Annotated in this window: 4 protein-coding genes and 3 rRNA genes; 5 read left to right on the forward strand and 2 right to left on the reverse strand. The window is 65.6% G+C overall.

The window, feature by feature from the left end; genetic code table 11:
• The first annotated feature begins 631 nt into the window (after nucleotides 1-631).
• The 4 genes from ACSDG8_RS18425 to ACSDG8_RS18440 all read left to right on the forward strand — a co-directional run bounded on the left by ACSDG8_RS18425 (nucleotide 632) and on the right by ACSDG8_RS18440 (nucleotide 7,627).
• Nucleotides 632-2,146, forward strand: a 16S ribosomal RNA gene (locus ACSDG8_RS18425).
• A 384-nt stretch (nucleotides 2,147-2,530) separates the two neighbouring features.
• A 23S ribosomal RNA gene (locus ACSDG8_RS18430) occupies nucleotides 2,531-5,640 on the forward strand.
• A gap of 78 nt (nucleotides 5,641-5,718) precedes the next feature.
• A 5S ribosomal RNA gene (gene rrf, locus ACSDG8_RS18435) occupies nucleotides 5,719-5,835 on the forward strand.
• Together the 16S, 23S and 5S rRNA genes form the textbook arrangement of a ribosomal RNA operon.
• A 1,165-nt stretch (nucleotides 5,836-7,000) precedes the next feature.
• On the forward strand, nucleotides 7,001-7,627 hold the full coding sequence (locus ACSDG8_RS18440; RefSeq protein WP_439427098.1) for an NADPH-dependent F420 reductase: 627 nt from the start codon (nucleotides 7,001-7,003) through the stop codon (nucleotides 7,625-7,627).
• Nucleotides 7,628-7,685: 58 nt separating this feature from the next.
• Here the strand turns inward: ACSDG8_RS18440 and ACSDG8_RS18445 are convergent, their stop codons facing one another.
• A complete protein-coding gene (locus ACSDG8_RS18445; protein ID WP_439428060.1) occupies nucleotides 7,686-9,503 on the reverse strand; it encodes a VanW family protein in 1,818 nt (605 codons plus the stop codon).
• Between the two features lie 186 nt (nucleotides 9,504-9,689).
• On the opposite strand from ACSDG8_RS18445, the gene nudC reads away from it, so the two are divergent.
• Nucleotides 9,690-10,589, forward strand: coding sequence for an NAD(+) diphosphatase (gene nudC, locus ACSDG8_RS18450; protein ID WP_439427099.1), 900 nt, complete (start codon nucleotides 9,690-9,692; stop codon nucleotides 10,587-10,589).
• On the opposite strand, the gene ACSDG8_RS18455 is transcribed toward nudC, so the two are convergent.
• Nucleotides 10,486-11,754: a polysaccharide biosynthesis protein gene (locus ACSDG8_RS18455; RefSeq protein WP_439427100.1), complete on the reverse strand. Its 1,269-nt coding sequence runs from the start codon at nucleotides 11,752-11,754 to the stop codon at nucleotides 10,486-10,488. The two genes, nudC and ACSDG8_RS18455, sit on opposite strands and share 104 nt — an antisense overlap.
• Nucleotides 11,755-11,810 lie beyond the last annotated feature (56 nt).

An 11,810-nucleotide genomic window follows, 5' to 3' on the forward strand; every position in this document is an offset into this window, starting at 1 on the left:
CGCCGCTACCCATCGATTTGACGATCAAACCTGAGGACGCGTAACTTTCTCTCTGCCAGCGCGGAACGGGCAAACAGGGCGAAAGTCCTGGAGGTCCGAACCGGAGCTGGTACCGGGTCCGAACGAGGTTCTCGCCTCGCAGGACCTGGTCCGGGCGAGGCTCGCCGATACGCCGCAGGGTGGATTTGGCGGAGCGAAACCGACCGGGTAAGGTTGTCGACCGGCAGGGAACCGGGCGAGCTAGCGGGAAACCGCAGCGGCCGGCCTGCCAAATCCGATGATCAGGCGCAGCGGGTGACTGCTGCGTGGGTTCAGCGGTGCCGACCCGTACGAAGCATGACAGACCGGGACACACGGTTTGACACGGCGGAGACGGTGAGGTAACGTAGTAAAAGTGCCCGGCGCGAGAGCGGCGGGCAGTTGAACGAGATACCCCGGTTGGGGGCTCCGCGGTTGTGGGGTTTCTGGTTGGTGTGTGGTTGTTCTTTGAGAACTCAACAGGGTGCTTGTAAAGCCAGTGCCAATTTGTTTATACCCCGGACTGGTGGCTGTTCTTTTTGAGGATGGTTGCTGGTTGGGATTCCTTTGGCAACACTTTTTGTTGCCAGGTTGATTGCTGTTCGACAAGTTTTTGTTGGAGAGTTTGATCCTGGCTCAGGACGAACGCTGGCGGCGTGCTTAACACATGCAAGTCGAGCGGAAAGGCCCTTCGGGGTACTCGAGCGGCGAACGGGTGAGTAACACGTGAGCAACCTGCCCCAGGCTTTGGGATAACCCCGGGAAACCGGGGCTAATACCGAATATGACCTTGCACCGCATGGTGTTTGGTGGAAAGTTTTTCGGCTTGGGATGGGCTCGCGGCCTATCAGCTTGTTGGTGGGGTGATGGCCTACCAAGGCGACGACGGGTAGCCGGCCTGAGAGGGCGACCGGCCACACTGGGACTGAGACACGGCCCAGACTCCTACGGGAGGCAGCAGTGGGGAATATTGCACAATGGGCGGAAGCCTGATGCAGCGACGCCGCGTGAGGGATGACGGCCTTCGGGTTGTAAACCTCTTTCAGCAGGGACGAAGCGTAAGTGACGGTACCTGCAGAAGAAGCGCCGGCCAACTACGTGCCAGCAGCCGCGGTAAGACGTAGGGCGCGAGCGTTGTCCGGATTTATTGGGCGTAAAGAGCTCGTAGGCGGCTTGTCGCGTCGACCGTGAAAACTTGGGGCTCAACCCCAAGCCTGCGGTCGATACGGGCAGGCTAGAGTTCGGTAGGGGAGACTGGAATTCCTGGTGTAGCGGTGAAATGCGCAGATATCAGGAGGAACACCGGTGGCGAAGGCGGGTCTCTGGGCCGATACTGACGCTGAGGAGCGAAAGCGTGGGGAGCGAACAGGATTAGATACCCTGGTAGTCCACGCTGTAAACGTTGGGCGCTAGGTGTGGGGGGCCTCTCCGGTTCCCTGTGCCGCAGCTAACGCATTAAGCGCCCCGCCTGGGGAGTACGGCCGCAAGGCTAAAACTCAAAGGAATTGACGGGGGCCCGCACAAGCGGCGGAGCATGCGGATTAATTCGATGCAACGCGAAGAACCTTACCTGGGTTTGACATGGCCGCAAAACTGTCAGAGATGGCAGGTCCTTCGGGGGCGGTCACAGGTGGTGCATGGCTGTCGTCAGCTCGTGTCGTGAGATGTTGGGTTAAGTCCCGCAACGAGCGCAACCCTCGTTCGATGTTGCCAGCGCGTTATGGCGGGGACTCATCGAAGACTGCCGGGGTCAACTCGGAGGAAGGTGGGGATGACGTCAAGTCATCATGCCCCTTATGTCCAGGGCTTCACGCATGCTACAATGGCCGGTACAATGGGCTGCGATACCGTGAGGTGGAGCGAATCCCAAAAAGCCGGTCTCAGTTCGGATCGGGGTCTGCAACTCGACCCCGTGAAGTCGGAGTCGCTAGTAATCGCAGATCAGCAACGCTGCGGTGAATACGTTCCCGGGCCTTGTACACACCGCCCGTCACGTCACGAAAGTCGGCAACACCCGAAGCCGGTGGCCCAACCCTTGTGGAGGGAGCCGTCGAAGGTGGGGCTGGCGATTGGGACGAAGTCGTAACAAGGTAGCCGTACCGGAAGGTGCGGCTGGATCACCTCCTTTCTAAGGAGCACCATCCACCGAAAGGTGGTATGGAGCCCGCACCGCCCGAATGTGGTGGTGGGGTGCTCAATGGCGGAGACACTGGCAAGTTCGGCGCCGGCAACGGCCAGGAGACCTCTAGTACAGCCACTTCGGTGGTGGGAACGAACTCCTGGTGCGGCTGGTGAAGGATGTAAGCACCCTGTTGGGTCCTGAAGGAACAACCCGAGTGGTTGTTGTTTCAGAGCCTTGAGATGCCCCTGGTGGACGATGGTCCCGGGGGCGGAGGCGCCAGGCATGGCCTGGTCTCGCAAACCGTGACCACGTGGTGGTTGTAGGTGTGGGGCTGTGGGTTGTGGGTTGGTTGTTTGTTGAGAATTGCACAGTGGACGCGAGCATCTTTGTGGTCAAGTTGTCAAGGGCGAACGGTGGATGCCTTGGCACCAGGAGCCGATGAAGGACGTGGGAGGCCGCGATAGGCCTGGGGGAGCTGTCAACCAAGCTGTGATCCCAGGGTGTCCGAATGGGGAAACCCGGCATCAGTCATGTGATGTCACCCGCACCTGAACACATAGGGTGTGTGGGGGGAACGCGGGGAAGTGAAACATCTCAGTACCCGTAGGAAGAGAAAACAAATAGTGATTCCGTGAGTAGTGGCGAGCGAAAGCGGATTGAGGCTAAACCGGCTGCGTGTGATACCTGTCAGGGGTTGCGTGGTCGGGGTTGTGGGACCCTGCTGAGTGTGCTGACACGCATTCGAGGAGTTACAAAGCTAGTGGCTAGTCGAACAGTCTGGAATGGCTGACCGTAGACGGTGATAGTCCGGTAGGTGAAAGCTGCTGGTCTTCTGTGGGTGTTCCCGAGTAGCGGCGGACTCCTGAAATCTGCCGTGAATCTGCCAGGACCACCTGGTAAGCCTAAATACTTCCTGGTGACCGATAGCGGACAAGTACCGTGAGGGAATGGTGAAAAGTACCCCGGGAGGGGAGTGAAATAGTACCTGAAACCGTTCGCCTACAATCCGTCGGAGCCTTGCGGGGTGACGGCGTGCCTTTTGAAGAATGAGCCTGCGAGTTAGTGGCATGTGGCGAGGTTAACCCGTGTGGGGGAGCCGTAGCGAAAGCGAGTCTGAATAGGGCGTTTTTAGTCGCATGCTCTAGACCCGAAGCGGAGTGATCTAGCCATGGGCAGGCTGAAGCGCGGGTAAGACCGCGTGGAGGGCCGAACCCACCAACGTTGAAAAGTTGGGGGATGACCTGTGGTTAGGGGTGAAAGGCCAATCAAACTCCGTGATAGCTGGTTCTCCCCGAAATGCATTTAGGTGCAGCGTCGCGTGTTTCTTGCCGGAGGTAGAGCACTGGATGGTCTAGGGGGCCCACAAGCTTACCGAAATCAGCCAAACTCCGAATGCCGGTAAGTGAGAGCGCGGCAGTGAGACTGCGGGGGATAAGCTTCGTAGTCGAGAGGGAAACAGCCCAGATCACCAGCTAAGGCCCCTAAGCGTGTGCTAAGTGGAAAAGGATGTGGGGTCGCATAGACAACCAGGAGGTTGGCTTAGAAGCAGCCACCCTTTAAAGAGTGCGTAATAGCTCACTGGTCAAGTGGTTCCGCGCCGACAATGTAGCGGGGCTCAAGCACACCGCCGAAGCTGTGGCATTCACATTTTAACTTCGTGCCTCCTTGATGGGGTATGCAGGTGTGTGGATGGGTAGGGGAGCGTCGTGCCGGGGGTGAAGCAGCGGGGTGACCCAGTTGTGGACGCGGCACGAGTGAGAATGCAGGCATGAGTAGCGAAAGAAGGGTGAGAAACCCTTCCGCCGGATGACCAAGGGTTCCAGGGCCAGGCTAATCCGCCCTGGGTGAGTCGGGACCTAAGGCGAGGCCGAGAGGCGTAGTCGATGGACAACGGGTTGATATTCCCGTACCCGCGAAAGAGCGACCCTGACGAACCTCGTTGTGCTAACCACCCGAACTGCCGGCGGTCTTCGGACCAATGGTGGGGAGCGTGGGAACCTGGCGGGTAGTAGTCAAGCGATGGGGTGACGCAGGAAGGTAGCTGAGCCCGGCCGGTGGTTGTGCCGGGGTAAGCGTGTAGGCCGTGTCGTAGGCAAATCCGCGACACATGGAGGCTGAGACGTGATGCCGAGCCGATTCAGGTGAAGTCAGTGATCCTATGCTGCCGAGAAAAGCCTCTAGCGAGTTCTTAGCGGCCCGTACCCCAAACCGACACAGGTGGTCAGGTAGAGAATACCGAGGCGATCGGGCGAACTGTGGTTAAGGAACTCGGCAAATTGCCCCCGTAACTTAGGGAGAAGGGGGGCCGGAGACGTGAAGCCCCACGCGGGTGGAGCGTTGTATGGCCGCAGAGAGCAGGGGGAAGCGACTGTTTACTAAAAACACAGGTCCATGCGAAGAAGTAATTCGATGTATATGGACTGACGCCTGCCCGGTGCTGGAACGTTAAGGGGACCTGTTAGCTCTTCGGGGCGAAGCGGAGAACTTAAGCGCCAGTAAACGGCGGTGGTAACTATAACCATCCTAAGGTAGCGAAATTCCTTGTCGGGTAAGTTCCGACCTGCACGAATGGCGTAACGACTTCCCCACTGTCTCAACCACAGGCCCGGCGAAATTGCATTACGAGTAAAGATGCTCGTTACGCGCGGCAGGACGGAAAGACCCCGGGACCTTTACTATAGCTTGACATTGGTATCTGAATTAGCTTGTGTAGGATAGGTGGGAGCCGGTGAAGTCCATACGCCAGTATGGGTGGAGGCAATCTTGAAATACCACTCTGGTTGATTTGGGTATCTAACTTCGGACCGTTATCCGGTTCAGGGACAGTGTCTGGTGGGTAGTTTAACTGGGGCGGTTGCCTCCTAAAGGGTAACGGAGGCGCCCAAAGGTTCCCTCAGCCTGGTTGGCAATCAGGTGTTGAGTGCAAGTGCACAAGGGAGCTTGACTGTGAGACTGACAGGTCGAGCAGGGACGAAAGTCGGGACTAGTGATCCGGCACTGGCATGTGGAAGCGGTGTCGCTCAACGGATAAAAGGTACCCCGGGGATAACAGGCTGATCTTCCCCAAGAGTCCATATCGACGGGATGGTTTGGCACCTCGATGTCGGCTCGTCGCATCCTGGGGCTGTAGCAGGTCCCAAGGGTTGGGCTGTTCGCCCATTAAAGCGGTACGCGAGCTGGGTTTAGAACGTCGTGAGACAGTTCGGTCCCTATCCGCCGTGCGCGTAGGATACTTGAGAAGGGCTGTCCCTAGTACGAGAGGACCGGGACGGACGAACCTCTGGTGTGCCAGTTGTCCCGCCAGGGGCACGGCTGGTTAGCTACGTTCGGAAGGGATAACCGCTGAAAGCATCTAAGCGGGAAGCTCGCTTCAAGATGAGGTATCCCACCCACATTTGTGGGGTAAGGCCCCCAGCTAGACGACTGGGTTGATAGGCCGGAAATGTAAGCCCGGTAACGGGTTCAGTTGACCGGTACTAATAGGCCGAGGACTTGACTACTAAGCTGCTACGCGTCCACTGTGCAACTCTGAACAAACACCACCCATGTTGTTGGGTTGGTTGACATGTTCATAGAGTTACGGCGGTCATGGCGGAGGGGAAACGCCCGGTAACATTCCGAACCCGGAAGCTAAGCCCTCCAGCGCCGATGGTACTGCACTCGGGAGGGTGTGGGAGAGTAGGACACCGCCGGACAATCGTTCGTTTCAGGGCCACCCCACGTCGGGGTGGCCCTGAAACGCATTCCCCCCAAGGCCGGCCAACCAGCCCGCGCCGAAACGCCGGCACCACCGGCCACCAGATCCCCGACGCGGCGGCATCAGAGTGCCCCGGACCCAGCCGCTACCCGAACTGGCAGACCGGCCACCAGTTCCCCGAACTGGTGGCAACGGAATGCTTCCAACCCGGCCACTTCCCCGAACTGGTGGACCGGTCGCCACTTCCCCGAAGCGGTGGCAACGGAGTGCTGCGGATCCCGCCGCTTCGCCGGACTGGCGAACCGGGCCACCACTTCCCCGAACTGGCGGCAACGAAGTGCCCCGGATGCAACCACCTCCCCGAACTGGCGGGTCGGACCGCCACTACGCCGAAGTGGATGCAACGAAGTGCAGCCAACCCAGCCACTTCCCCGAAATGGTGGCAATGGAGTGCCCCGGACCTAGCCACTACCCCGAACTGGCGAGCGGGGCCAACACCACGGCGAAGTGGCGGCAACGGCATGCACCAGTCCACCGCCACTTCGCCGAACTGCCGGACCGGGCCGCCACCCCCTTGGAGTAGCGGCAACGGAGCGCCCCGGACCTAGCCACCTCCCCGAGCTGGCGAGCCGGGCACCAGTTCGCCGAAGTGGCGGCATCGGAGTGCCCCGGTCCTAGCCACTTCGCCGAGCTGGCGAGCCAGTCGCCAGTTCGCCGAAGTGGCGGCATCGGAGTGCCCCGGTCCTAGCCACTTCGCCGAGCTGGCGAGCCAGTCACCAGTTCCCCGAAGTGGCGGCATCGGAGTGCCGCGGATTCAGCCACCTCCCGAGCTGGCGAGCCAGTCGCCAGTTCCCCTAAGTGGTGGCATCGGAGTGCCGCGGATTCAGCCACTTCGCCGAGCCGGCGAACCAGTCGCCAGTTCCCCTAAGTGGTGGCATCAGAGTGCCTGGGATCCAGCCACCTCCCCGAACTGGCGGGTTCGGCGGCCGCCCACCACACCGGCCCGGATTCGGGCTGGCCGACGGGAATCACCACGACGGCCGCGTCAGTCTCGTACCGTCGAGCCGGGACCGCCGACGCACGCCGGCTCAGCGGCCCGAAACGTGACATGGCGTACCCCCGGGCCGTGGTCGGGGCGGTGCGCACGGGGTACAGGAGTGGGCATGGAGATCGGAATCATCGGGTCGGGGCACATCGGGGGCACCCTCACCCGTCGTCTGCGTTCACTCGGCCACGACGTCGCGGTGGCCAACTCCCGCGGGCCGCAGAGCCTCGCCGACCTGACCGCCGAGACCGGCGCACGGGCGGTGTCGGTGGAGGACGCCGTGCAGGGCGCTGAGCTGGTGGTCATCGCGATCCCGCTGAACGCGGTGCCGCAGCTTCCGGCGAGCCTCTTCGACGGCAAGCTGGTGGTCGACGCCAACAACTACTACTCCCAGCGGGACGGCGACATCGCCGAGCTGCTGGACCGGAGCCTCAGCTCCAGCCGCTGGACCGCTGACCACCTCAAGGGCGCCCGGGTGGTGAAGGTCTTCAACAACATCCAGGCGGCGCACCTGATGGACGAGGGCAAGCCCGCGGGTACGGCGGGCCGGATCGCGCTGCCGGTGGCCGCCGACGACGCGGACGCCAAGCGGATCGTGATGGGCCTCGTGGACGAGTTGGGCTTCGACCCGGTCGACGCGGGCACCCTGGACGAGAGCTGGCGTCAGCAGCCGGACACGCCCGTGTACGGCACCGACCTGGACGCCGACGGCGTACGCGAAGGGCTGGCCGCGGCGCGGCCGTGAGAAGCATGGGAAAGGCCCCGCCGGATGCGTCCGGCGGGGCCTTTTCGCGTGTCGTGGATCAGTTGCCGCCCGGCTTCGGGGCGCAGATGAAGCGCGGCTCTGCGTCGTAGCGCCAGCTGAACTTCTCCCGCTTGACGACCTTGCCGTCCTTCTTGATGACCCGGAAGGCGTCCTGGGCGAACCCGATGGCGCCGGCGGCGGGGATGCAGGACGGTCCCGGCGTCAGGTACACGGTCTTCGGCTGGGTGATGTTGCGGCGGGGGCCGTACTCGGTCTTGACGCTGTCGTAGATCTTGGTGCTCCAGATCGAGACGGTGATCGAGCTGGACGTGTACGAGGTGTCGATGAGTACGCCGTGAGGCGTGTTGTTGCGGAACTTGAAGTCGAGCTGCGGCCAGTAGATGGTCGACTCGATCACGGCCGGGTAGCGGCTGAAGTAGAACGAGTGCGGCTTGTGCTCCACGTCCTCCAGCCCGGCGTAGTAGGTGGCGTTGAACAGCGTGGTGGTGAACTGGGAGACGCCGCCGCCGACGCCCGGCACCAGCTTGCCGTTCACGATCGTCGGCGCGTCCTTGTACCCCTGGTCGTAGCCGCGCTCGCCGGTGTGCCCGTTCAGCGAGAACGTCTCACCCGGCTTCACGAGCGTGCCGTCCACGTCCTTGGCCGCGCGGACGATGTTCTGGCTGCGCGGGGAGGACAGGCCGCCGGTGAAGTGGGTGGTGAAGCTCGACACCCGCTCCTTGATGCCCAGCTTCGCCAGCTCCGCCTCGGTCAGTTCGGGCGCGGCCGGCTTGAGTTCGGCGGTCACCGTGCGGCCCTCGGACTTGGGCAGCACCGCGAGCAGGGCCGGGCCGAGCGCGGCGGCGTCGACCTGGCGGCCGGCCTTGCTGGGCACCACCTTCGGCTTGCCGCCGCTGATGGTCAGCCCGGCGTCCTGCGGCTCGACCTCCAGCTTCGTCAGCCGGTCGCCGAGCGCGGCGCGGAGCCGCTTGACGTCGACCTTCGGGGTGAGCGTGCCGGCGTCGTCGGCGGAGAAGCGCAGCGACCGGGCGATGGCGGCGGGCGGGATGGTGACCGAACCGCCGTCGGTGGTGAGCGTCACCGGCGCGGCGACAGCGGGCCGGGCCAGTTCGGCGACGAAGCGGTCCACCTCCTCACGGGTGGTGGCGGGCCACTTCTCGACGAGCGGCACGGTGACCGGCTCGGCGGCCAGCCAGCCGGCCTTCACCACGGCGGTGGCGCCGTCGGTGTCGACGGTCAGCGCCGGCTTCGGGTAGACCGGCTTCGGGGTGGTGCCGGTCCAGATGATCGCCGGCATGGTCATCTCGCGTCCCTGCGAGCCCATCACCTTGCGCAGGGCGGCCTCCAGCTTGGGCTGGTCGACGGTGACCACCGGCTCGACCGTACGGGAGCCGACGAGCCGGCTCACCGCGTGCGCGTCGGCCTCGGCGGCCGCTGCCACCGTGGCGTCCACGTCGATGGCGAGCCCCACCTCGGACGGGTTCAGCTCGGCCTTCTTCTCACCGACTGTGACGGCCAGTGGCGCGTTCAACGTGTCGGCGCGGCGCTCCAGCTCGGCGCGGAGCGCCTGGGCCGCCTCCGCGCGACTGCGCCCGCCCAGCTCGGTGCCGAGCACGGTGGTGCCGCGGGGCACGTCACCGGCGTACGCGTAGGCGCCCAGGCCGACGCCGCCGGCGAGCACGGCCGCGACGATCCCCCCGGCCAGCAGCAGCCGGGCCCGTCGTGACCGCCCCGGCCTGCCCGACTCGCCTCCGGGCGGTGTGGCGACCGGCTCCATTTCGACGCCGGGCCAGCTCACCGCCGCCACCTTGATGGTGGGCCGGTCGTCGGCAGCCGGCACCTTCTCGCCGTACATCGTCACTGCAACCTCGATCGGAAGTACCGGCGGGGACCGCTTACCCCGCGGGAGACACCTACGTTAACCAACGCCAGGGCGCGCCGGGAGTCTCCGGCCCGGTGGTCGTGTCGGGCGTTCGGCGGTGTCGTACCGATCACCCGATTCGGGGCCGCGCCCGGGTGCGGATCGTGGCACGGTGAGCGGGTGCTGGCGTACGGCGGTGGATGGCTCGACCGGGCGGCGGCGCTGCGCGGTGACGCGGAGTGGCTGGCCGGGCGGCTGGCCGATCCGGTGAGCGTGGTGCTGCCGCTGTGGCGGGATCGTTGCCTGGTCGACGCGGCCGGTCCGGTCCGGCTCACCGGCGACCACGCGTCCCGCGTCCGGGCGGCGGCCGAGGAGACCGTCTTCCTGGGGCTCGACGGCGACGTCGCGGTGTTCGCGGCCGATCTCTCCGCGCTGGGCGAGCGGGCCGCCGTCGACCTGGCCGCCGCGACGGGGACGGCCGACGTCCGGGCGCTCGTGGGCCGGCTCGACCCGGCCGGGGCGGCCGTGCAGGCGTACGCCCGGGGGTTGCTGCTCTGGCACCGGCAGCAGCGGTACTGCGGCGCGTGCGGCGCCCGGGCCATGGCCGGCGGCGGCGGGCACATGCGGACCTGTGGCGGCGGGGAGTGCGGGCGGCTGCTGTTCCCCCGGATCGAGCCGGCCGTGATCGTGCTGGTCGAGGCGCCCGGCCGCGATGGGCGTTGCCTGCTGGCCCGGCACGCGGGCGCGGCCGTGGGCGGCTACTCGACGCTGGCCGGCTTCGTCGAGGTCGGCGAGAGCCTGGAGGACGCGGTCCGCCGGGAGCTGGCCGAGGAGGCGGGCGTCAGCGTCACCGACGTGGTCTACCAGGGGTCGCAGGCGTGGCCGTTTCCCGCCGGGCTGATGGCGGGTTTCCGGGCCGTCGCCGTGTCCGAGGAGGTCCGGGTCGACGGGGTGGAGCTGCTGGAGGCGCGCTGGTTCAGCCGGGCGGAGCTGCGGGCGCGGATCGCGGCAGGGCGGCCGCTGGGCCGGGTGGACTCGATCGATCACCGGCTGCTGGGCGACTGGCTCGCGGAGGACTGAACACCATCACCAGCGCGGTTCCCGCGGCGGTGGCGAGCGCACACCACATGATGCCCTGGAACGTCCGTGGCGCGACGGTCGTGGTCAGCACGGCCAGGACGGCCGCGGCGACCCAGAGCGGCGCGGAGGGCCAGCGCGCGCCCGCCGCGATCTTCGCGTTGACGGCCGCGAAGATCAGCGCGTAGAGCGCGCCGGTCGCGGCGAAGAACGGGGCGTACCGCCCCAGGGACGTGTAGTCCTCGCCGCCCACCAGCCGGAACGCGAACCCGCCGGCCAGGGCCGAGGCGGCGACGAGCACGACGCCGCAGGCGGCGACGATGGCGAGCACGACGGTACGGACCCGGTTGTCGCCGACGGCAAGCCGGGGCAGCGCCAGCACCACGATCACCTGGGGCGCCCAGAGCGCGCCCTTGGTGAGCACGGTTCCGACCGCGTACGCCCCGGAGTCTGCGGGCGAGAGCAGCTGGCGGGCGAAGATCAGGTCGGCGTACGACACCGCGAGCATCGCCAGCGCGGCGGTGCCGGCGCTCGCCACCTGCCGGATCCGCATGGTGGCGACGGTGTTGTCCCCGGCGGGCCGGTCGGGCCGGGCGATCCAGGCCAGCACCGGCAGCACCAGCCAGGCGGTCAGCATGCCGGCGAGCAGGGTGACCACGACGTCGGCGCCGAGGACCAGCGCGACGATCATGCCGCCGTACCGCCCGAGCGCCACCACCCCCATCGCCCAGGCGAGGCGGACGAAGCGCTGCTCACCCTGCAGTTCGCCGAGCCACCGGGCGGCCAGGACGACAGCCACAGTGGTGCCGGCGACCAGCGCCACTACCGTCGACGACAGCCGCAGGGCGGTCATCACCAGCGGCGCGGCCACGACGACGGCGCCACCGGCGACCGCCGTGGTGACGAGGCTGACCCGGTGCGTGGGCGCGCCGGGGTGGCGGGCCCGGTGCACCGCGACAGCCATCTGCAGCCCCACGCCCGCGACGCCGGCGATCGCGACGAGGGCCAGCGTCGTGGCCAGGACGCTCAGCTCCTCGACCGGCAGGTAGCGGGCGCCGAGCATGGGCAGCAGGTAGGCGAGCCCGTTCGTCACCATCGCGGCGCCCGCGACGGCCGCGCCGGCTGTCCCCATGCGGCTCGCGCCGGGCCCCGCCGTGGTCTCTGTCATCGCGCCTCATGTCGGTGTCGCCGGTGGGAACGGTTCGCCCCGGACTTCGCGTCGTC

Origin of the sequence: Micromonospora sp. LA-10 (assembly GCF_051853095.1) — a bacterium.
GTDB lineage: Bacteria > Actinomycetota > Actinomycetes > Mycobacteriales > Micromonosporaceae > Micromonospora > Micromonospora echinospora_A.